The 23,368-nt window shown below is 31.0% G+C and carries 22 protein-coding genes and 1 tRNA gene; 14 read left to right on the top strand and 9 right to left on the bottom strand.

The window, feature by feature from the left end:
• Positions 1-357 precede the first annotated feature (357 nt).
• On the bottom strand, positions 358-1,470 hold the full coding sequence (gene dnaJ, locus LS73_RS07290) for a molecular chaperone DnaJ (RefSeq protein ID WP_233708802.1): 1,113 nt from the start codon (positions 1,468-1,470) through the stop codon (positions 358-360).
• Between the two features lie 103 nt (positions 1,471-1,573).
• Between dnaJ and recR the strand changes: the two genes are divergently transcribed.
• From recR to LS73_RS07255, 7 genes are all read left to right on the top strand, one after another.
• The gene (recR, locus tag LS73_RS07285; RefSeq protein ID WP_034558669.1) at positions 1,574-2,155 is read left to right on the top strand and encodes a recombination mediator RecR; all 582 of its coding nucleotides are present in this window, start codon (positions 1,574-1,576) and stop codon (positions 2,153-2,155) included.
• Between the two features lie 49 nt (positions 2,156-2,204).
• The gene (locus LS73_RS07280; RefSeq protein ID WP_052089832.1) at positions 2,205-3,425 is read left to right on the top strand and encodes a chorismate-binding protein; all 1,221 of its coding nucleotides are present in this window, start codon (positions 2,205-2,207) and stop codon (positions 3,423-3,425) included.
• 77 nt (positions 3,426-3,502) lie between these two features.
• Positions 3,503-3,949 carry a 50S ribosomal protein L13 gene (gene rplM, locus LS73_RS07275; protein ID WP_034558667.1) on the top strand — a complete coding sequence of 149 codons (447 nt, stop codon included), beginning with the start codon at positions 3,503-3,505 and terminating at the stop codon, positions 3,947-3,949.
• A gap of 9 nt (positions 3,950-3,958) precedes the next feature.
• Positions 3,959-4,351, top strand: a complete 393-nt coding sequence (rpsI, locus tag LS73_RS07270) for a 30S ribosomal protein S9 (RefSeq protein WP_034558665.1) — start codon at positions 3,959-3,961, stop codon at positions 4,349-4,351.
• Positions 4,352-4,726: 375 nt separating this feature from the next.
• Positions 4,727-4,803, top strand: a tRNA-Arg gene (locus tag LS73_RS07265).
• Between the two features lie 187 nt (positions 4,804-4,990).
• Positions 4,991-5,302, top strand: a complete 312-nt coding sequence (locus LS73_RS07260; RefSeq protein WP_034558663.1) for a thioredoxin family protein — start codon at positions 4,991-4,993, stop codon at positions 5,300-5,302.
• A 223-nt stretch (positions 5,303-5,525) separates the two neighbouring features.
• Positions 5,526-6,836, top strand: coding sequence for a hypothetical protein (locus tag LS73_RS07255; protein WP_034558661.1), 1,311 nt, complete (start codon positions 5,526-5,528; stop codon positions 6,834-6,836).
• A 158-nt stretch (positions 6,837-6,994) separates the two neighbouring features.
• Here LS73_RS07255 and pyrH read toward each other — a convergent pair whose 3' ends face one another.
• Positions 6,995-7,738: a UMP kinase gene (pyrH, locus tag LS73_RS07250; protein WP_034558659.1), complete on the bottom strand. Its 744-nt coding sequence runs from the start codon at positions 7,736-7,738 to the stop codon at positions 6,995-6,997.
• A gap of 120 nt (positions 7,739-7,858) precedes the next feature.
• Here pyrH and rnc point away from each other — a divergent pair, with 120 nt between their 5' ends.
• On the top strand, positions 7,859-8,548 hold the full coding sequence (rnc, locus tag LS73_RS07245; RefSeq protein WP_034558657.1) for a ribonuclease III: 690 nt from the start codon (positions 7,859-7,861) through the stop codon (positions 8,546-8,548).
• A 142-nt stretch (positions 8,549-8,690) separates the two neighbouring features.
• Here the strand turns inward: rnc and LS73_RS07240 are convergent, their stop codons facing one another.
• Both LS73_RS07240 and clpP read right to left on the bottom strand, forming a co-directional pair.
• Positions 8,691-9,689, bottom strand: coding sequence for a hypothetical protein (locus tag LS73_RS07240; RefSeq protein ID WP_034558655.1), 999 nt, complete (start codon positions 9,687-9,689; stop codon positions 8,691-8,693).
• A gap of 64 nt (positions 9,690-9,753) precedes the next feature.
• Complete coding sequence (gene clpP, locus LS73_RS07235; RefSeq protein ID WP_034558653.1) at positions 9,754-10,335, bottom strand: ATP-dependent Clp endopeptidase proteolytic subunit ClpP; 582 nt, start codon at positions 10,333-10,335, stop codon at positions 9,754-9,756.
• A gap of 262 nt (positions 10,336-10,597) precedes the next feature.
• On the opposite strand from clpP, the gene traF reads away from it, so the two are divergent.
• The 3 genes from traF (at position 10,598) to LS73_RS07220 (ending at position 14,420) form a co-directional block, all read left to right on the top strand.
• Positions 10,598-12,262, top strand: coding sequence for a conjugal transfer protein TraF (gene traF, locus LS73_RS07230; RefSeq protein WP_052089830.1), 1,665 nt, complete (start codon positions 10,598-10,600; stop codon positions 12,260-12,262).
• A gap of 128 nt (positions 12,263-12,390) precedes the next feature.
• Positions 12,391-13,800 (top strand): ComEC/Rec2 family competence protein, encoded by a 1,410-nt coding sequence (locus LS73_RS07225; RefSeq protein WP_034558651.1) that lies wholly within the window; start codon positions 12,391-12,393, stop codon positions 13,798-13,800.
• A gap of 32 nt (positions 13,801-13,832) precedes the next feature.
• Positions 13,833-14,420 (top strand): HAD-IB family hydrolase, encoded by a 588-nt coding sequence (locus LS73_RS07220; protein WP_034558650.1) that lies wholly within the window; start codon positions 13,833-13,835, stop codon positions 14,418-14,420.
• Between the two features lie 136 nt (positions 14,421-14,556).
• On the opposite strand, the gene LS73_RS07215 is transcribed toward LS73_RS07220, so the two are convergent.
• Complete coding sequence (locus LS73_RS07215) at positions 14,557-15,321, bottom strand: carbonic anhydrase (RefSeq protein WP_052089829.1); 765 nt, start codon at positions 15,319-15,321, stop codon at positions 14,557-14,559.
• A gap of 224 nt (positions 15,322-15,545) precedes the next feature.
• Here LS73_RS07215 and LS73_RS07210 point away from each other — a divergent pair, with 224 nt between their 5' ends.
• From LS73_RS07210 to LS73_RS07200, 3 genes are read left to right on the top strand one after another with little or no spacing between them, the layout of a single operon-like run.
• Positions 15,546-16,268, top strand: a complete 723-nt coding sequence (locus tag LS73_RS07210) for a hypothetical protein (protein WP_052089827.1) — start codon at positions 15,546-15,548, stop codon at positions 16,266-16,268.
• A 19-nt stretch (positions 16,269-16,287) separates the two neighbouring features.
• The gene (locus LS73_RS07205; RefSeq protein WP_052089825.1) at positions 16,288-17,484 is read left to right on the top strand and encodes a hypothetical protein; all 1,197 of its coding nucleotides are present in this window, start codon (positions 16,288-16,290) and stop codon (positions 17,482-17,484) included.
• 3 nt (positions 17,485-17,487) lie between these two features.
• Positions 17,488-18,141: a type III pantothenate kinase gene (locus LS73_RS07200; RefSeq protein ID WP_034558648.1), complete on the top strand. Its 654-nt coding sequence runs from the start codon at positions 17,488-17,490 to the stop codon at positions 18,139-18,141.
• Positions 18,142-18,222: 81 nt separating this feature from the next.
• Here LS73_RS07200 and LS73_RS07195 read toward each other — a convergent pair whose 3' ends face one another.
• The 4 genes from LS73_RS07195 to LS73_RS07180 form a co-directional block, all read right to left on the bottom strand.
• Positions 18,223-20,139 (bottom strand): methyl-accepting chemotaxis protein, encoded by a 1,917-nt coding sequence (locus LS73_RS07195; protein ID WP_052089869.1) that lies wholly within the window; start codon positions 20,137-20,139, stop codon positions 18,223-18,225.
• Positions 20,140-20,285: 146 nt separating this feature from the next.
• Entirely contained in the window at positions 20,286-21,095 is an 810-nt protein-coding gene (gene mreC, locus LS73_RS07190) for a rod shape-determining protein MreC (protein ID WP_034558641.1), read from the bottom strand.
• Positions 21,096-21,109: 14 nt separating this feature from the next.
• Positions 21,110-22,633: a ribonuclease Y gene (gene rny, locus LS73_RS07185; RefSeq protein WP_034558638.1), complete on the bottom strand. Its 1,524-nt coding sequence runs from the start codon at positions 22,631-22,633 to the stop codon at positions 21,110-21,112.
• Positions 22,630-23,349: a 5-formyltetrahydrofolate cyclo-ligase gene (locus LS73_RS07180; RefSeq protein WP_052089823.1), complete on the bottom strand. Its 720-nt coding sequence runs from the start codon at positions 23,347-23,349 to the stop codon at positions 22,630-22,632. The genes rny and LS73_RS07180 overlap by 4 nt, the downstream gene beginning before the upstream one ends.
• Positions 23,350-23,368 lie beyond the last annotated feature (19 nt).

Raw genomic sequence — 23,368 nt, 5'->3', positions numbered from 1 at the left:
AGTTTCTATGCGAAGCTGGAAAAACAAGCGATAGCTAGTTTCTATGCGAAGCTGGAAAAACAAGCGATAGCTAGTTTCTATGCGAAGCTGGAAAAACAAGCGATAGCTAGTTTCTATTGCTCTAACTCCATTACATAGCTAAGGAGAGCTAGAAAGTGACCTATTAGAGTTTTAGATATTTCTAACAAAAAGTAATTCAACCCTATCTCTTGGGGCGAGAGTTTTCTTGCTTAGAATATGATAAATAGATTCAGATAATAATAAAATCTCCTAAGACCCAAACATTATATTAACTATTAAATAAAAGCTAAAGCAATATAAATAAGGAAAGCCAAGTATTTAAAAAATAAATAATCATTATTTCTTTTTATTAAGCCAATTCTTGACCTTATCAAAGCATTCATCAATAAAACCCTTATAAGGCTTACTATTATCACCAAAACTATCTTGTAATTTTAAAACTAACCCTCTTTGCTCCTCATTAATATCATTAGGATAAGTAATTTTAATTTGTGCAACCAATCTACCCTTTCTAGTGCTATTTATATCTTGCACACCCTCATTGTTAAATACAAATTGATAACCATCAGGGGTATTTACAGGTATATTCAACTCCGCCTTACCAGTTAATGTAGGAATTTCTATTCTACCTCCTAAGATAATTGTAGTAAAAAACACAGGAACTTCCAAATGCAAATCATTACCATGTCGGACAAAATGAGAATCTTTTTGAACTTGAACTTGGAAATATAAATCACCCCTTAAATCACGTTTAACTTCATTGCCTTTGCCACGAAAAATAAGCTGATGTCCATTATCAATACCAGCCCTAACATTTAAGACTATATCCTCTTTTACTAATTCATAACATTCACCAAGACACTTATCGCATTTTTGCACAATAACTCTACCTGTTCCATTACAACTAGGACAAGCAACCTGCATTTGTATGATGGCTTGTTGCATAACAATACGACCTTTCCCATTGCATCTACTGCAATCTTGCATCTTGCCATCTTTAGCCCCTGTGCCATTACATGACTTGCAATAACTCTTGTATTTGGTTTTAATGGTCTTTTGACAGCCAAATACAGCTTCCTTAAATGTGAGCGAAAGAGGCAACACATAATCTAGATCAAAAGCATAGTATTCTTGTTGACGAGATTCTCCCATATTGAAAAAATCTTCAAAAATAGAGCTAAACATATCACCAAATCCAGCTCCATTTGAGAACCCTTGAGATTGTAAACCTTCTTTGCCATATTTATCATAAATTGCTCTTCTCTCATTATTGCTTAAGACCTCATATGCCTCATTAATTTTTTTAAAGTTTTCTTCAGCTTCTGTGTTATTTGGATTTCTATCAGGGTGATATTTGAGTGCTAGCTTTCTAAAAGATTTCTTGATAGTCTCATGATCTGCATCTCTGCTTACTTCAAGAATTTCATAATAATCCATATTAAAAGACAAAATATCTCCTTACTCAAAAAACTTAAGAATCTAAAACATTGTATTATAGTAAAAGAAAGACAATTTAATAAAATCACATAAAAATTTTGCTAGAATTCCCCGCATGAAAAATTATCAACATCAATTATTTAGCTTTGATACATTAGTAAAGGCACTAGAGAAACTTCCAAGCATAGGTAAGAAAAGTGCAATGAAAATGGCTTACGCACTAACAGTTGATAATGCTCCATTAGGATTGCAAATTTCCCAAGCCATACATGATTGCATTATAGACGTGCAAAAATGTGATGTATGCGGAGCATTAAGCCATGGAGAAATTTGTCATATATGCGCAGATTCAATTCGCAAAAATGGCTCTTTGTGTATAGTTTCTCATCCTAAAGATGTATTTTTAATAGAAAACATAGGAGAGTTTGACGGAGTATATTGCGTTATAGAAGACTATCAAAATTACAATTTTAGTCAGCTTATAAATAGAATCCGTCACGAACAAATTAGCGAAGTTATTTTTGCATTTAGCCCATCATTGCAAAGTGATGTTTTAGTTATGTTCATTCAAGAAAAACTAGGAGATCTAGGTCTAACATTTAGTAGAATAGCCCAAGGTGTACCATCAAATGTGAGCTTAGACAATATAGATCATTTTTCTCTAGCTAGAGCTTTTAGCTCTCGTGTAAGCTTATAATATGTGGCTTATTATATGAATCTAGAATTCTATTGCGAGATTTAATAATATGTTCATATATGGCAAACATATATATCTTAATCCAATAAAAACCATAGCAGCTTTTAATTATCAAGAATTATTATCATGCTTTGCCTCATTGCAAGAGCATATAGATACAAAAGGGACTGGATACTTTGTAGGATACTTGTCCTATGAAGCTGGCATAATCATGCAAACAAAAGACAAAGCATTATTTGATGATATATACAAAAATACTTGTTTAATACATAAAGAGAGGCTAGAACCACTTGCTTATTTCAGGCTATTTGAAAAAAGAGAGAAAGTTTCAAAAATATTCTTTAAACAGAATAAGCAAAACTTAAGGGTAAAGAATCTAAACATAATAAGCGACATTGACATACAAAAGTATAAAAGGGATTTCTCTGCAATAAAAGAGCATATTGCAAAAGGCGATACATATCAAGTAAATTACACGCAAGAAATTTTATTAGCTACAAATAAGCCCCATACTAATAACTTAAATAGACATAATAAATCAACAATAGATAAGAAAATACTAAAATCAGGTCTAAAACTATTTAAAGCACTATGCAAAAAACAAAACGCACCATATAAAGCATTCTTTTATAACGAATTTTTAACAATTCTATCTTTCTCTCCAGAGCTTTTTTTCTCAATAAAACGTAATGAAATTACAACCAAGCCAATGAAAGGGACAATAAACAGGGGAATAGAAGATTCTAAAAAACACAAAATTGACAAAAAAAAGGATAAAGAATTAAAGAAAAAACTAAAACAAGATAATAAAAATCGTAGTGAAAACATAATGATTGTAGATCTATTGCGAAATGATTTAAGCCGTATATATAATGCAAAAAACATAAAAACAAAAAAATTATTTACCATTCATAGCTATAGAACATTGCATCAAATGGTATCTACCATACAAGCAAAGCTACCCAAGCCATTTAAGCTACTAGATATTTTCTTAGCAATCTTTCCATGCGGATCAATAACTGGTACGCCAAAGCTTAAAACAATCGAAATCATACAAGCATTAGAGTGCCGTAAAAGGGGAATCTACTGCGGAGCTATGGGTGTTGTATCAAGCAAAAAAATTGTCTTTAGCATTCCTATTCGCACATTGATTCGATATAAAAATGAGGATTTTTATCGATATGGCGTAGGAAGTGGAATAGTATGGGATTCAGACGTAAATGATGAAATTAAAGAGTTAAAACTTAAATGCAAATTTCTCAAAATATAAAATATTGCTTAAATTAAGCTATATGTAAGTTATAGATAAATACAATTCTCGATTTAAAAACAAGTTAAGGTTTTATTATGGAAATAACAAAAACACCAAAGCAATCTGAAATAAAGCGAGATTGGATTGTAATCGATGCAAAAGGCAAGGTATTTGGTAGGCTAATAGCAGAGATTGCTATACTAATACGCGGAAAACATAAGCCCACATTCACTCCAAATTTAGATTGTGGAGACTTTGTAGTAATAATTAACGCTAGAGATGTTAGCTTTAATGGCAACAATAAACTAAACGATAAAAAGTATTTTACTCATTCTGGCTACTTTGGTAGCACAAAGTCAAAGACATTAGGCGAAATGTTGGAAAAGCAACCAGAGAAACTATACAGACTTGCCGTTAGAGGTATGTTGCCAAAGACAAAATTAGGCAGAGCAATGCTTAAGAAACTAAAAGTTTATGTTAGTGAAAATCACCCACACACAGCCCAAGTAGCAGATTCTAATGCTAATTCAAATAAAGAATAAAGGATAAAAATGAACAAGGTTTATGCAACAGGAAAAAGAAAAACAGCCATAGCAAAGGTTTATCTAGAAACAGGCACAGGCAAACTTGTTATAAATGGCATAGGCTTAGACGAATGGCTAGGCGGACATGATTCCATAAAAATGAAAGTCATGCAACCATTAGTGCTAACAAATCAAGATAAATCTGTTGATATTCATGCCACTACACTTGGAGGTGGATATTCAGCACAGGCTGAAGCTTTAAGAAGCGGTATTGCAAAAGCCTTAAATAATCTTGATAGAGAAGCTTTTAGAAAAACATTAAAAAGTGCAGGTTTGCTTACTAGAGATGCTAGAATTGTAGAACGTAAAAAATATGGTAAAAGAAAAGCAAGACGAAGTCCTCAGTTCTCAAAGAGATAATATTAGCTTGCTACAATGTATTAGCTTTAGACTTCAGTATTTTAGTTATATTACTAAACTTGTTAGATTATATTTAAGTTTTAGCTATAGGCTAGAATCCAATACCATATTTTAAGATTCTACCTTCTATATTTATTTTATTTTTAGCATAAAAGTGCAGAAAACAATTAAAATACATTTGATGAAGCTAGTAATTCATTAATAACTACATAAGTTATGGCAATTTAATGATTGTTAATTTTTTATTAATTAGCTAGGATATATCAAAGATAGCAAAATATTAATTTACAATAACTTAACATTGATACTTAATATCCATTTAGTTAATTATTTACAATAGTTGATAATTTTTAGCTATAATACTTTAAGTATAATGTGCTCGTAGCTCAGTTGAATAGAGCAACAGGTTGCGGTCCTGTAGGTCGGGGGTTTGAGTCCCTCCGAGCACGCCATAATACACAATGTAAACTGAGAATCAATATATTATTTTATCAATAACCACAATAAATATTCATACTAAAATAATAAGCTGTATAAATACTATTATGATACCAATTAATTATTAAATCAATATTTATTTAAGCATTTATAAAGTTAGCTTACAATACAAATATAGCAACTAAATAACAAGGAATAAACATGCTTGAATTAACACGAGAAAATTACTTCGATTCTATATCAAATGGCTTAGCGATAGTTGATATTGGTGCGTCTTGGTGTCCAGACTGCAGGCACATTCAACCGATAATGGAAACATTAGAAAGTGAATACGATAATATAAAATTCTTTGCTGTAGATTTTAGCAATGAAGAAGAGCTTAAAGATACTCTAAATATCAAAAGAATTCCAACACTAATTTTTTACAAAGATGGCAAGGAAGTTGGGCAAAGACTAGTTGAACCAAAAAGCAAAGCAGTAATACAAGAGCAAATTGAGAGTCTCCTCAAATAATAATCTAACCAAATAATTCAAATTATTATTAATATTGTAAGTATACAGCATTAATATATATATAATTTATAATTTTTAATAAAATACAAAAAATATTGTATAATATTAACATTAATATATTTATGTATATGTAAGCTTACAAGACTATATAGTTAGCAATAAAACAATTATCCGCATATATATAATTTTTGAAATTTATTAATATAATTAGGAGTTAATAATTATGAAGAATAAGATTCGCAACCTGTTCATTGCAACAAGTGTTAGCATTAGCATCTTAACTACAATAAGTCAAGCTCAAGATAGTAAGATAGATCTAACCACTCACGGAAGATTAAGCCTTGGATATTTCGGCAATAATGGCGCATTCACAGGCAACAATAATGCTCCCGGTCTTTTTGGGTTAAATGCTCATATTATGGCAAATTTTGGCTTGAATGAAAATTGGAATGTAGGTATGGGTGCAGCTGGTATTTGGAATGTATGGGCTCTATTCCCATTCAACAATATAGGGATAAACTCCAATGGTGATGTGTCTGACATATATGTAGCCTATAAAAATGGAGGCTTTAAACTGGTAGCTGGTAGATATAATGTAGATAAAGGAAAAACTATTATAAGAACCACTGACTTTCTTAATGGACCATTACAAGGTGTTAGTCTACAATGGATTCCAGATAACGTATCTGCGTTTAGAATGTGGTTTAGCTATATTAATTCATTCTTGGATAATGGATTCTTGCCTGGTAGAATAGGCTCTGAATTGGCTTCTTTAGCACCATATTTTAGCAGTGGAAAAATTAAACTAGGTGGAGAAGTGTTTGTTCTTGGAGCAGACTACAATAAATCACTTGGCAAAACAAAACATAGAATCTTTTTTGCCCCTTGGATTTTGCTAAACACAAAAGCACCAGCTACAAACCCTACAACCACAGTAAAACTTGATCCGCTTTTCCAAATCGGAGTAAAAGGCAGATTAAGATACGAAGTCAATGAGGCATGGGAATCTTTTACAACTGGAAATGGGGTATTTCAATATGGAAATGGATTAACGCCAAATACAACAGCAGATGATATATTAGGATTTTTTATAATCGATGAGGAACTTAAATATACTCGCAAAAGGACAAATCAAGAAGGTAAACAATATGTAGATTACTCTATATCAATGGGAGCTGGCTTTAGAGGGATATTTGGCAACCAAAATGCAAGATTTTTTACTATCAATGATAGAAATAGATTCTATGGAAGATTTTTAAATGGTGCAAACTATAATGTTGGCAACACATTAACATTCTATATATTTGGTAAGATGCAGCATCGATTTTTTGAGGTGCAAGCTTTACTTGGAGCTGGAACATATAGCGAACTTAGTCTAACTGGCTTTTACAAAGCATATAGACAAAAAAGACTAAGCGATGAGGGATCTGTATTAGGATTTGATATAGGTGCAGGATATTCTTTTGCATCATCTAGTGTTGAAACTGTTGCTGGAAATCATGGATTTATGCTATTTGGAAAGCTCTCATACTAGAAAATAGAATTAAATTAAACTTAAATTGCAATACATAGCTAAGCCAAATTATTACAATTATTGATAACACTATGCTTAAGTATTAAATCTAGAATTTGATTGATTTCTATAATTAGAAATAAAATCAATTCAAGTATAAACTAGATTACCTATAGCAACTATCCAACTCGAGAAAACTCCCCTCTGCCATGAACCAAAACATCTATTAAATGTTTAGACTTGAACATATTGCAAACGATAATAGGTAATTTATTGTCTTTGGCTAGAGCTATAGCTGTATCATCCATTACTTTGATATGATCTCTAAGAGCATCATCATAACTTAATCTATCAAGTAATTTTGCACCTTTAAATTTATTTGGGTCTTTGTCATATACGCCATTTACTTTAGTTGCCTTAACTATAACTTCCGCTTCAATCTCAATAGCTCGGAGCACAGCCGCTGTATCTGTTGTAAAATAAGGATTCCCTGTTCCTGCGGCAAATATTACAATCCTACCCTTATCTAGGTGTCTTATAGCCCGCCTATAAATATAACTTTCACATACCTCTGTGATATCAATACCACTTTGCACTCGCACACAAAGCCCTAAGCTTTCTAATGCCTCTTGAATCGCAACTGCATTAATTACAGTGGCTAGCATACCCATGTAATCACCACTCGTTCTCTTAATCAGCCCACTTTGCGCGGCAGTTACACCACGTATAATATTTCCTCCTCCAACAACTATTCCAATCTCTAAACCCTCTTCATAAAGCCCCTTAATCTCTTGAGCAATAAACTTAAGAACATCTAAATCAATTCCAAAGCCATTTTCATCAGATAATGCTTCACCTGAAAACTTAATTAAAACGCGTTTTTTTTTATTCAAATTATTATCTTGACAACTATCAAAATGCATTATGGACCTCACTATAAAAATTGATAAATTGTATTTTTTTTGTATATATAGATTTATAACAAAAATGTAATTTTATATTTTTTGTTACAATTTAAGAATCTTAAAAACTAAGGAGATAATTTGAGCCATTATAATAGTAATATAGAAAGTCTCCAAAAAAAACTTAATTATATTTTTAAAAACCAAAAATTGCTTAGAGAATCGCTAACACACAGGTCAGTTAAAAAGAATTTCAATAATGAGAGACTAGAGTTTTTAGGTGATGCGGTGTTGGATTTAATTGTAGGAGAATTCCTATTTCATCAATTTAAAGATAAATCAGAAGGTAGTTTATCTAAAATGCGAGCAAGCTTGGTAAGCGAAACTGCATTCTTCAAAATGGCATGCTCTATCAATTTGGGAGAATATATATATTTATCTCCATCGCAAGAATACAATGGCGGCAGAAATAGACCCAGTATATTAAGCGATGCTTTCGAAGCATTAATGGGGGTTATTTATCTAGAATCGGGTATAGATGAACTAAAGAGGGTTTTCTATCCAATTATGCAACAAGAGTTTAATATTAGCGAACAAATGGTTTCTGAAGATTATAAATCAGCCCTGCAAGAATTCACACAAGAATATGCATCATGTGTTCCAAATTACGTAACAATAAGCGAAGACGGTCCAGATCATGAAAAAACATTTATGATTGAAGTTACAGTAAATGGGAAAAAAATAGCTCAAGCGAGTGGAAGTAGCAAGAAAAATGCCCAGCAAAAAGCAGCAAAACTAGCCTTAGAGATATTAAAAGAATCGTTTAAGTAAGTAATTTCTAATAAAATTTAAGCTAAGAAAGGGAGTAATCAGACAAAATAAAAACTTATTTACATTCCGATACCAAATAAAAGATTGAGTTTTGATTCTAAAACTTAGACTTCATGATTTAGAGCCATGCAATGGCAAAATATTACCAATGCGTTACAGAACGAATATCATATTTATTAAGCATAGAATAAAAATTATCCATAAAATTATTCCCATAAAAAGACATAATCAAAAATTGACCCAGATTAATTGTCTCATTTTCACTTCCACGAACCAATATTTTTATGCTTCTTTTATGTGAGTTAGGATCAAGCAACTTGGCAAAATCAGATAATATATTGTCTAAGTTTTTCCTGCTTATTGAATTTAGTTTTTTATTATTATTCACACTATACTTATATGATGCTAGCAAAAATTCTAAATTACTATAATATGCCTGATATGCTTGTGTTTTGTTGTCATACCGTTTAATATTCTCATCTAGGAAATAATTAGATAAATTTGGAGCATGTATATTAATCTTTATTTCCTTGATTCCCAAATTATAATAGTTTAACCAATCAAAAATTTCATATAAAACCCCAATTGAACCAAAATTTTCGCTATTGTCAATATATTGAATTAAACGGTTTTGAAATTCTATAAGTCTTTTTGTATTGGATAGCTGAATAAAATAAATATCCTTATATCTAAATATATCCGAAACTACAAAAGAACTCACATCAATGTTCATAGTTATTGATTCTGATTTAATAGTGCAACTAGCATCACTTTTTAATACATTAGTATCTTTTTTTAGATATGTGCTATTTTCACAAACAAAGGATTTAGGGAACAAAAAGTTGTTAGACAAATATGAGTTAAACTCACCAGAGACTAGGCTTGTCATCATATCTTGGTTTGGATACTTCAATTCTAATACTAAGTTATTGATATTAAAATCATCATCCCCAATGGGCAGAAACTCACATGAAGCAAATTTAGAATCTCCGCTACAATAATATCTCTTCTCACCACTAGTAAATAACTTAGTGCTTTCATTAACAAAGTCTAGCGCGCTACCCCTCGCAAAACAAAAACCATATAAAGCAGCACAATAAATAAATAAAGTGAATGCTCTCTTTATACAACTAATCAACATAATATTCTCCTAATTAAATAAGTAATTGTGCTATCTGTTATATAAGCACATAAACTAAGGAAATTCAATGTCTAGCCATAACGCTGTCTATGATTCCATATTTTACTGCCTCATCAGCACTCATATAAAAATCTCTTTCGCAGTCTTGTATTATTTTTTTAATATTCTGTCCCGTATTTTTAGCTAGAATATCATTAATAATATCCTTTAATCTTAAAATTTCTTTTGCCTGAATCTCAATATCACTTGCTTGTCCCCTTGCTCCGCCTAATGGTTGATGAATCATAATGCGAGAATGAGGAAGAGCATATCTCTTACCTTTTGCACCACAACTAAGCAAAAATGCGCCCATAGATGCCGCTTGTCCCACACATATGGTGCAAACATCTGCCTTGATATAATTCATCGTATCATATATGCTAAATCCACTAGTAACGCTTCCACCCGGTGAGTTAATATAAAGAAAAACATCTTTTTGTGTATCTTCTGCCTCTAGGAACAAAAGCTGGGCTACAATAGAGCTAGCCACACTATCATCTATCTCACCGCTAAGCATAATAATCCTATCTTTTAATAATCGTGAGTAAATATCATAACTGCGCTCCCCCCGACCAGTTTTTTCAATAACATATGGGATGTAGTTCATATTTATAGTCTCCTTAAGCTAGTGAATATGGAATCCACTAATAACTGATATAAGCATTTTATTATAGCCAAAAAGCAAAATATTAAAATCTTAAATATACCTAACAAATCTAATGATTATGTAATATAAAATTATATTTAAAGTATTATCAAAGTGTAACAATAATTAAGTTTTTTTAATTTAAAATATATTGCAAAAGTTGAAATCTTTAAAATTAATGCTAAAATTCATTCATAATAATTTTGTTAGGGAGGGAAGAATTATGAAACTGCAAAATAAAATTTTAAAGATTAACATAAAAACTCCATTCATATTAACTAGCTTATTTGCTAGTGCAACATTATTAAACGCTATGGAGTTTGGAACTATGGGTAACGTATCAGCATCAATGGGTGGTGCTGGAGTTGCCCTTAAAAGTCCTTTTGGTCTATATTACAATCCTGCATTGATAGTATCAGACACTAGGACTAGAATAGGATATAGCATTGGCATAGGTTTTAGCCAACACAATCTTGACAAATTAACGAATCTAAATTTCGTCAAGATGTTTGATACCCTAAATAGCGTTGGCAATCAAATGGCTGGAGGGAATAAAGAAATAACCAAAGACCCAATTACAAACAATCCAAGTAATGGTTCAGCAAATCAAACTGACAATCTAAATAAAGTGCTTAAAGAAGCATTGCAAAAAACAATTGGTAATACTAATGAAACTGATTTAGATAAATTGTGGAAAGAATACAGCGGCAAACACACAACTGACCACTCAACATTGGCAACAAACTTAGAAAAAGAAGTGCAAAATTCAAACATGCCTCAAGATCTAAAAGATGTATTTAGCGACTTTGCTAGATCGGTAGATTGGAGTAACTTTGATGTAAGTAACGGCAAAGTCTCTAAAGTAACTATAAAGTCTGGGAGCAATGGTGCTCTTGATGCTGCTATGAAGGACTTAGATACGATATTTAAAGTATTTAAGGATAATAATATCAACCTAGTAAGTCAAAATGGTTTTGTAATACAATTTTCTAGCGAAACCCTAAAAGAGAAATATGGCAGTATGGCAATAGGAATCTTTAACACTGTGCAAGCAGGTGTTGCACTAGCAGCAAATAAAGAAAAAGTGCGCTTAATATTTGGAGATTCCCAAGGTTACTATGAACTAAAAATAACAGATAATGGATACACTTTACAGCAATCAGATAAAGATACTCATGATAAGTATTCACTTATGAAAGCAGTAGATGATGGTGATGTGCACAAAATTGTAAGTTCAATCGTTACAGTTACAGAATTGCCAGTTGGTTATGCATATAATTTTAATTTTGGTAACTATGATCTTAGTTTAGGTGTAGCCCTTAAAGCTATGTTAGGCACAAGCCTATATCATGAGCAATTTCTAAATGCAACTATGCGATTTAATAAAAACTTCTCAAACTTAGTGCAATATTCAGGGACTGCTGGAATTGATGCTGGAGCATTATTTTCACATAGAATAGGAAATAACCAAGAGGTATCACTAGGACTTGTAGTAAAAAATATTAATTCTCCTAAGTTTGAGTTTAATACTGCTCCAACAATTTTAATAAAGCCTCAATATCGTGCTGGTGTAGCATATAATGGAAAGTGGTTTTCTTTAGCATTTGATGCTGATATACTGCCAAACGAAAGGCTTAATTATAGCAATGATGGATTGTATTCACAGGTTGTTGGTGGAGGATTCAAACTTGATTATCGTATTGTTGATATAAGGGGTGGTGTTTCATACGACTTTAGGCAGGATAATGGAATCATATTTACTACAGGTATAAATATCCTAGGATTCCTAGATATTGCAGCAGAGCTCGGAACTAAATGGGTGAATTACTTCGGATATAATGCTCCAAAATATGCAAATGTCCGCATAGGGGGAAGCTTTAGCTGGTAATTACCTAAAAACAAATGAAGTACTAATAATTATAAATCATGAATATATCATGATTTTGTCTCTATTAATCAGCAATAAATATATGTTAAATGCCGATTAACAAATATATAGCGATTATAAAGCAAGAGATGGCAACTCTGTTAATAAAAGCTTGGGAATTAATACAAAATATATACTATCTAAATACCCGCCATAGCAAAGCTATATATTTTGATATAAAAATCCCTATTAGACATTATATTTGTCTAATTCTTTTTCTCTTAATAATCCTATGTATTAATCTGTATAACAAATATCAAATATTTCAAGAGTTAAAAGATGGACGAACTTTTGAAGCTAGAATCATTAATCACTATTCAAAACCAAAGTCAAAGTCAAAAATCAAGACCTCAAGCGAAACATTTAGATTCCAAGATAATTTTGGCAATACTTACTATGGTATATATAGGGGAAAATTTAAGAATCTAAAAGGAATGAAAGCAATAGTTTATGGAAAGATATATAATTGTAGCTTTTGGCAATTCTTAAAAAGTTGTAAAATTTATCACTCAAGTTTTAATATTCTCCCAGAAAAGCAAATAAAATCAAGTCTAACTAAATTTATACAGTCTCAACATAAAAATCCGCTTATAGCAAATTTATACAACACCCTATTCTTCGCTGAAACACTAGATAGCTCAGTACGCCAAGCTGCTATTGCGCTCGGTATATCACATCTAATAGCTATTAGCGGACTTCATTTAAGTGCCCTATTAGGAATATTTTTATTATTTATCACACCAATATATTTTTGTTTACATCGATATTTTTGCTATCGCAACGCTATGTATGATTTAGGGTTATTAGGACTTATATTTAGCTTTATTTATTTGTGGTTAATTGATTTTCAACCTAGCTTTCTTCGAGCATTTATCATGTTTTGCATAGGGTTTTTTATGATGTTTAATGGAATTAAAATCTTAAATATGATGAATCTTTTCTTATGTGTGATACTTGCCATTGCACTTAATCCAAATTTAATATTTAACATCGGATTTATCTTATCTATCTCTGGAGTATTTTATATATTTTTGTTTATCAAATACTTTATAAAATCTCAAAGATACTCAACTACCAAATCTTTAGATAATTCAAATAAAGAATTAAATTCATTAAAACTACTAAAATTATTCTTTAAATTAATATTGTTTATGTTAATAATATTCTTACAAATGATTCCAATAACACATATATTTTTTCCATATTTCTCGCCAATGCAATTGATTTCAATACCTCTTGGCATTATATTTCCTCTGGTTTTTCCATTATTGATTTTCATGCATATTACAGGATTTGGCGATATTTTCGATTTTATAATTGAACAAACAATGACGCACGAATTTTTACTATCACAAGTAACAACCCCCATATGGTTAATTACCTCATATATTATATTAAGCCTATTTGCTATATATAATAAGTTGGCTTACTTTGCTAGCTTAATTATGGCTATTAGCTTTTATATATATAATATCATTATCTACCTACTAAAGCTTTAGTATAATGAATAAGAAACTTAAAGGAGTATAGATTGGTAGTAGCTTTTTTTGATTTTGATGGAACCATTACTAGAGGAGATTCATTTGCATTATTCTTAAGATTCATGATTGGTAAAAAATTTATTATAAAAATAATTCAGAATCTGCCATCATTAATATTATATAAATTAAAAATGCAAGACAACACAACTACAAAGGAGAAGATTCTATCATCTTGCTTAAAAAATATGGATATAGATTATTTCAATACAAAATGCAATGACTTTACGGCCATACTAAAAAATTTTTGCAAGGACTCAGCATTGCAAAAGATTCATTGGCACAAGGAGAGCGGGCATAGAGTGATTATGGTTTCAGCAAGCTTTGAAGAATATTTACGTCCATTTTGCAACACATTAAATATAGAGCTACTAGCAACAAAAATGGAGGTAAAAAATAATAAACTAACAGGAAAATTAGCAAGCCCAAATTGCTATGGAAAAGAAAAAGAGAGGCGAATAAGAGAATATTGCAACCTAGCATCATTCAAAAGCATATATGTATATGGAGATACTAAAGGCGATAAGGAGATGCTAGCCCTAGCTAGTCCCTATCAAGCCTTTTATAGAGTTTTCAACTAATATGCATTTTAAATAGTAAGCATTATCCAAGTATGCTTGATAAGACTTTACTGCCACTCCATAAATGAGATTGCTATATATTAAAACATAAATTAGCCTAATATCTATCAAGTTGAAAGATTTAGATTAATAAAATTTAATAGCTTATACTTATGGTTCTGCCATTTAGTGGTTGCACATCTCTGGCATTATCCTTCATAATTTCATTTAAAGCATGTATTTGAGACTTTGAAGCATCTATTGAATCCCTCATAACAACCCATGTAACATTGCCACTACAAGGAGGAGTAGTAAGGCTTCCTTGGAATTGGTAGTAAGCTATATTTTGGGGAAGCAATGAGCTTAAAGATATATCTTTAAAGTCTATTTTTGTATTTGGCTTGTTAGGTGCTGCTTTCAAGATTGATTGTAAGGCTAAATTTGTATTCCCTTGTTTAATAAATACACCTACAACAAGAAGATTCCCACTAGAATCCTTATGAACCATATGAACTTCAGCTGGAAAACTTCTGTTATTTAATTGATTTTCAGAAGGTGTGTGAAAATGTAATTGAACAAGATCATAGCTTACCCCATCAAAGACCAAAGAATTCCCCGGATTGAAATTCACTTGAATCGTATGCCCATTATTTACAATATCTTTTGAATTCACTGTATATGCGTTTTTTAATATGAAATTTGCACTAGATTTTGTAGTCTTAGAATCTAAAATATTTATCGGAGATTGAAATTTCTCCATTTTGCAAGCAGAATAGCTAGGATCTAACTCACCCCACATCTTAGGACCACTCTCGCCGCTGTAGCTCCAATGAGCGTGATGATCACTTGCCCCATAACAAAACCCCAACAACAAAGTAGCAAAAAAACCTTTCTTTAATAAGAGAGATAACTTCAACTTCATGACAAACACTCCTTATTTTTTATTTTTAAGCTATTAAAATTCTAACATAGAAATGAAGATGCTAATATCTTTGATATTAAAAAATTTCAATAAAATAACTTATCTTAAGTTATGAGTAAACAACAATTATAATGATTTTGCATCCAAAATTAATAGTCGTTACATTAATATTTAAAACTATTTTGCTATTATTTGGAAGCCTCATACATTTCTCAAGGAACACAATGTCTTTAGAAAATAATCTACAAAAAATTACAGATAAATTAGCAAAAGATCAAAGCAGTATAATTAGCGCGTTTCGTCTAGAGATGCTATATAAAAAATATAAAGTATTGTTTTTCATGGTTATATCTGTGGTTAGCTTTGTAATAATATTCTATGCAATTAGCTCCTATCAAATCAAGCAAACTAGAGAGAAATCAAACCAAATACTCTCTAAATTATATAAAATTCCAGCTAGCGATGAGACAAGTAATGAGCAGAAAAAGTTAGAAGCAGAATTGCAAATCATAGCCCCGTCATTATATGATTTCTATATCTACACAAATCTGCAAAGGCTATCTAATGCGCAATTATTACAAGAAGAGAATCTCTCTAAACTAAAAAAACTAACAGAATCAAAAAATGAGCTAATAGCAACTCTAGCTACATACCAATATACGGTCATATCACAAGACTTAAAATCCATGGAATCGTTTCAATCAAAATGGTTAAACAAAAAGGATAAAGACACACTAAATAACAATGATATACTAAAGGATAGACTAACGCTTCAAGCAGCATACATATATATGCAAAATAATAATATCCAAAAAGCGCATCAATTATTAGATTCTATTACTCCAAAAGAGAATAATCAATATGTGCTTAAGACAGCAAGAGAGCTTATACATTATGGCGTAGGAATGGATAAAGATATTGTAGAATCTAGCCAAATAAAAGAATAATAGTAGTGGGTTGGAATTTATGAAAAATTTAACTTGCCATATAAATAACATAAAAGCTAACAGAATAATGAAACATAACCACAATGTCATATTTGCTTTAGCGATTATTCTAACAATAATATTTGTAGGTTGTAACTCTAAAAAATACTTTAAACCAGAATTCACAAACGGTAAAATTGAATTCAATTCCACCTTAGAAAAACCAATAACTCAAGCTACAAGAGTTAATGCAAGATTGAAGAATGATAAAGCAGTTCTATATAATGCTAGATTTATCAAACTATATTCTAATCAAAACGTTCTATTTCAAGATGATTCAGAGATAATTGCAACAAATGGTTGCGCGGGAATAGATATAATTCCATATAATTTACAACAAGATACAAACACAATTGAGCCACAAGAATCTAAAGCAATTCACATTAATACACAAATCTGCGTTATATCAGCTAGCAAGAAAGATAATATGGTAGCTGGGATATTGGCAGATAATACATTATTCCTCTATGATATAGAGGCTAAACAAATGATATTTCAAGAAAAGTCAGAATCAATATATGCAATATCATCATTAAATGCTAATCCAATTTTCCTAGATACATTGGTAATATTCCCAACCCTTGATGGTAGGCTTAGCACATTGGATATAAAGCAAAAAAAAATTGTTCGTAATATAATAGTAAATACAGAAAAATTCCTAAACAACATTATATATCTCAAGGTTGAAAAAGATGAGCTAATTAGTGCAACACCAAAAAAGATATACACTCTTATTCGGGGGGAATCATACTCCATTGATATGGAGCTTCGAGATGTATACTTTGATGGTAATTTCATATATACGCTAAACCTAAATGGAATCATCTATCAGCTTGATAAAACACTAGCCATAATCAAATCAACAAAGCTTCCATATGCTAATCTAAATGGAATCATCATAAAAGACAATAAACTATACACCCTTGAAAGCAATGGAGGATTCTTAATTGCTTTAGACTTAAACAACTTTAATTATGATGTATTTAAACTAAGCGGATTTAAAAAGAATGCAACAATATTTTATAATAAAGATACATTCTTCATTAATAACAAGGAACTAAACCTTAGTAAAAACTACCACACAAAGCTCTATGAGCGAAAACCAAAAAAAGAATCTAAGGAAAAATATAAATCTGAAGATGAAAAAGTAGATTCCACATCAAAAAAACGAGAATAAGCAATGTCTCATGTTATTCTATGTGATATTGGAAATTCATTCCTACATTTTTATTATTCAGGTAAGATATGGAGAGAAAATCCCTATGACATTACTCTAAAAAAACCTCATATTCCTATTTATTATATCAGTGTGAATACAAGTTTTGAAAAAAGGCTACTTGATTCTCATAAGAAATGCATTAATCTTGCTCCATACATTGATATTTCAACCTCATACAAAGGTTTAGGTATTGATAGAAAAGCAGCCTGTAAGGCAATAAGTGATGGCATAATAATTGATGCTGGAAGTGCTATCACAGTTGACATTGTAGAGGATAATAAACATATTGGAGGCTATATACTACCAGGAATTGGCACGTATCAAAATTTATACAAGAGCATATCACCGTCATTAGATGCCACTCTAAACTTTGGTGTGAATTTATATTCTCCACCACAAAATACAAAGGATGCCATTAGCTTTGGAATCCTAAAAAGCATTTTATTCATGATAAGGCATACTTCACAAACAAAAAAAATTTATTTCACAGGAGGTGATGGTAAATTTTTTGCAAAGTTCTTTGAAAATGCAATATTTGACAATACACTAATATTTAAAGGTATGCAAATAGCAATAAAGGAAATAGAACAGAACATACATCAGAGCAGCAATTAAACACCCACAAATAGAGAATTTGGACATAAAAACACCATATGCAGAATTATATTAGCACAAAAATAATTCTAAATACAATATTCAAACCTTAAACATACTCAAGAATTGATTTAAATCAACAGTTTGTTTATTAAGCTCACTCGAAGACTTTTGCATAGAATCATTTATATTTAATAAATCCTCTACACACGATGCAATCTTCTCACCATTCTCAAGTATGCTTGTAGTATTCTCATTTATTCTATTAATATTGTTTAGATTCATTAACGATTGATCAACTACATTAACTATTACTGAGGATAGATTATTTACATTGCTTTGCATATCACTAGAACGTCTAGATAGAGTATGCATTGATTGTAGATTGCTCTTTCTTTCCTCATTTATCTCAACAATAGATTTCAATATATTTTTAATAATTGATTCGGTTTCTGTAATGCTCTTTTGAGTTCTCTCTGCTAAATTCCTTACCTCATCTGCTACAACAGCAAATCCTCGCCCATGCTCACCTGCTCTTGCTGCTTCTATTGCCGCATTTAATGCTAGTAAGTTTGTTTGGTCTGCTATATCCGTAATCACATCTAAAACACTTTGTATATTTTGAGCCTCTGTAGATAGTGATTGCATCTTGATTGCATTACTCTCTTCATCTTGCATACTATTTTGAACATGCTCATATATAACATCAACTGCATTTTTGGTATCAGAGACATTTTTTAATACTCCATCAAGAAGCTCCCTAGAGAGATTGACACAGGCTATACTTTCATCTAATATCTGTCTGCTAGAATGGCTTAAATCCGTATTGTTATAACTTATTTCCTTGATTTTTTTAGAGTTTAAATCCAAATCAACAGAAATATTACTTAAAGATTTTGAAATGACAATATTATTTTTTATTTGGCTAAAGATTCTTTTCAGCGTATGCTGCATATAATCTATGAATGCATTTACAGACTTCACCATGGAACTTATTTCATCATTTGCTATGACTGCAATCTTACCTGTGAAAGTTTTGCTATCTATAATATATTCAAGCTCTTTATTAACATCTTGCAATCTTTTACAAATACTTCGAACAACCAAAAATGATAAGACTAAAGTAATACTAATTAGCAACGCTTCACATATAATAATAAATATAAAGTAGTAAGTGTGATCTGCAATCTCAAGCTCAATGTGTTTTGCTAGATTCAAGTTAATATTATCTTCTACTTGCTTTAGTAGGTCAATCTTCTTTGTAATTGTGTCAAACCAAGCTGATGGATTAATATCAAAGTTACCTACTAGATATTTATCAATCAAAACCTTTCGCATAGATTGCACATCTTCAAAGCTAGAATCTTTTGAAATATTATGAAACAAGAGCACACTTTGGCTATCACCAAATGACAAGAAAAATTTCTCAAAGACTTCTTGTTTGGCTATTAGATTGATTAGTTTATTGTATTGACTTGTGTTTGCTGGAATATTTGCACTAAATATTCCATTAGCGGTTGCCCGCTCTAGCCCAGACATCTCTTTGGCATAAAGAAAATTAACATAGCCTAATACTTCATTTGAGATTCTAAAGTTTGGTATAATTTTAATAGATTCTAACAATGTATCAAGCAGCATAGAAATACTCTGCGTAAAGTATCCAACTGTATCACCTAATATATCTTTTTTATTATCAGAATTCATAGAATTACGAACTTGTGGCAATTTTGATAGTAAGTTAAGTCCATTTTGCAAAGCCTGCATATAGTTATAATTCAAACCAGAAGTTGACTCTATAAATCTTATTAGCGATTCTAGCTTTTCATCTGTATACTTTCTTTGTTCTTGTAATTCTGCATCAAACTGAACTCCATTACTAGATAAAAAGCCAGCACTCATTCCACGTTCTTTTTGCATCTCATGCACTAGCAATGACAAATATTTAGAAATCTCTATTTGATTTGCCAAATCCTTATTCTGTGCAAGGAGGTCATATGTCTTGTATAATTGCCAAAACATAAAAAACAATAAAGCAATCATAGGAATAGAAATTAAAAATACAATTTTACTTTGTAGCTTCAAACTATTCAATAATTTCAATACAACCTCCTATAAAAAAGATATTACAAAATTGTAGTTATGTATTTTACTGTGAAAAATCTATACTACTTATAATCTTGTGTTGTGTAGTCAGGATTTAGTCTTGTAATTTGAGGAATCTTGGTGTCTATTAGCCACACATAATTCAAACGATTGCTAAATGAATAGGGTTTAAGTTCGGCTCGCAAATATGCTTCTTGCAATTGAATATTATCAATTACTCCTACATCAACTTTTTCAAAGAAGATTCCATCAAGCCCACTAGTAACTACTCTATCGCCTGATTTAATACTCTGCCATGCAGGAATATAATCTACAACAATAGATCCATCAGATAATGTTCTAACTGTACCAGGAACTCTATTCTCTCCTATATAAACACTATAACTACAATCTTGATCGCCATTAAGAAGCCCTAACAAATGATTATTAACTACCTTAGCAATACCTATAGCATAGCCATCCTTAACAATACCAAATATCTTTCTTGGATCTTTTTCTTGATTATAGAGAATCCAAATCTTAGTATAAGAACCAAGATTAGCATATGATAATACCTTGACTAAATTAACATCTGGATCTTCATAGTGTTTTTCAATATCTAGCGAATAGCGCAGATTATCAAAATCTGAATATAATGCTTTATATTCAATACTAAGCTTCTCCAAATCTATAACTTGCTCTCGCATTTTCTTGATTTGATTTGCTTGATTGATGTGATCATCAATAAACAATGTAATATTTTGTTGTTTTTCAAGATAAAACTCTTTAATCCCAAACGAAACATTTATAGCATATTCGCGAAGCGCAGGTATAAAACCTATCATCATAAATAAAGCTATCAAGATAGATATATAGATAAACATGGTCCTCATAATAAATCCTGCGTTTATACCAACTCAACAGCTCGAACTTCTCGAATTACATTAACTTTGATTCCGCCAGGATATTGAATATGTTTTTTAATATCATCAACAATTTCCTTTGCTAATACAACAGATTTATCATCATCAATTAATTCTGTATGAACAATCACTCTAATCTCACGTCCCGCATTAACAGCATAAGCTTGTTTTACGCCAAATTTCTGCATAGCAATCTTTTCTAAATCATTTATTCTATTTATATAGTTTTCTAGAACCCCAAGCCTAGAACCAGGTCTAGCTGCACTCAAAATATCAGCTGTGCATACGGCACTACACTCTATACTTTTGGCTTCTTCATGTCCATGGTGAGCTCTGATTGCATTAATGATTACTGAGTGTTCATTATAACGTAAGCAAACTTCCGCTCCTAAATCCACATGATTGCCGCCATGCTTATCCGTTAAAGCCTTGCCAATATCATGAAACAATCCGGCTCTCCTAGCAAGTTTCTCATCTCCTCCAAGTTCAGATGCAATTACTCCAGCGATCTTGGCAACCTCTATTGAATGCGCTAGCGCATTCTGACCAAATCCAGCGCGATAGTTAAGCTTCCCTATTAGTTTTTTTAACTCAATATGAACAGATCCAATATCTAAATCTTGTATAATGGTTTCAGCATCTTGAATAAGTTGATCTTCCATTTGATTCTTGACTTTTTCATACACTTCTTCGATTCTTGTAGGATAGATTCTACCATCTTCAATTAGACGCTCTAATGTTTTAGTTGCAATCGCCCTACGGTATAAGTTAAATGAACTAAGAAGTATTGAATTAGAACCATCCTCTATTATCATATCTACACCGCTTACAATCTCAAAAACACGAATGTTTCTACCATCTCTACCTATAATTCTACCTTTCATTTCATTATCTGGAATATTAATTACATTAACAAATTTCTGACTTGCAAATTCACCAGCAAAACGCGTAGTGGCTTGGGCTATAATAAAATTTGCTCTATTCTTTGCCTCCTCTATAGCCTCCATCTCATATCTTCGTATTAAATTTGATTTTTGCTGACATAAATCCTCTTCCAATAGCCTCAAAAGAATAGACTTTGCTTCATCTTTTGTTAGAGAAGTATAATTTTGTAAGATGGAAACTAACTCATGCTTTTGTTCCTTATATTGGTTTAGAATCTTTTCTTGCTCTTCCTTACAGCGTAATATATCTAATTTAGCTTTTTCTATAATATTGTTATTATCAATTGCTTCTTGTAGCTTTATTGATAACTGTTTTTCTAGTTGGGTATTAGAATCATTCAAGTGTATTTTATCACTAATAATAGATTGTTTTAGTGTAGGGGCTACATTTACATTCAAAGAAGAAGTTAGTTGTTTAATTTTTGATTCCAATGTAAGAATTTTGTCATTGCTACAACTTAATGCAATGAGCATTCTTGATAAAATAAGTTTTTTTACAATAAAAAATACAATCAATCCAAAACACAAAGAGCTAAGCATAGAACAAGCAATAATATCTATCATTTTCCACTCACGTATACATCCGCATGTATATCATAATCACAACATAAAGCAACATTAGAAATAAACTGCTTTCTGCTTACAAATACAGTGTAAGGCCTGAACCTAAGTTTAGCATAGAATCTATCATACATACCCTTCCCAAATCCAACACGCTTAAAATTCTTATCTACACCCAAAACTGGAACTATTGCAATATCTATCATATCAATTTTATATGATAACCTGCTATTTGGTTCTTTAATGCCAAAGCGACCAACTATTAAAGGCAAATTAAATTTTACTATTTTAAAGTCATTTTTCATAATTTTAGGGACTAACACATAATACTTCTTATTTTTGCGTAATGAATTGATTAAATTATACAAGCGAACTTCAGAAGTAATAGCGCAATACATCAATATATGTAGAACATTATGATTTGTTCGAACAAAGCTTAACTTCCCATTATTGTTATATTTAACATAAGACGGCTTTGTATAGGATTCTATAATATGATGTATCTTACGTTCAATAAGCCTATCTCTAGGATATGCAATAGAATGTGAAAAATTGCTAGAGCAAGACTTTGATTTCAAACTACAAGAATCTTTAGAATAAATAGAGTTGCTTATATTAGAATCTTCATAATTTCTAAGATTTTTAATGGAAATATGCCAGATTCTTGGCTTTGTGATTTGAGATTTGATATATTCACGATAGCACTCTTTTGTCTGCATTACTCTCTCTTATATTCTA

This window comes from Helicobacter muridarum (assembly GCF_000765805.2).
Taxonomy (GTDB): Bacteria; Campylobacterota; Campylobacteria; order Campylobacterales; family Helicobacteraceae; genus Helicobacter_A; species Helicobacter_A muridarum.
Note: the sequence above shows the minus strand (reverse complement) of the source record. Positions and strands in the feature narration are given on the sequence as shown.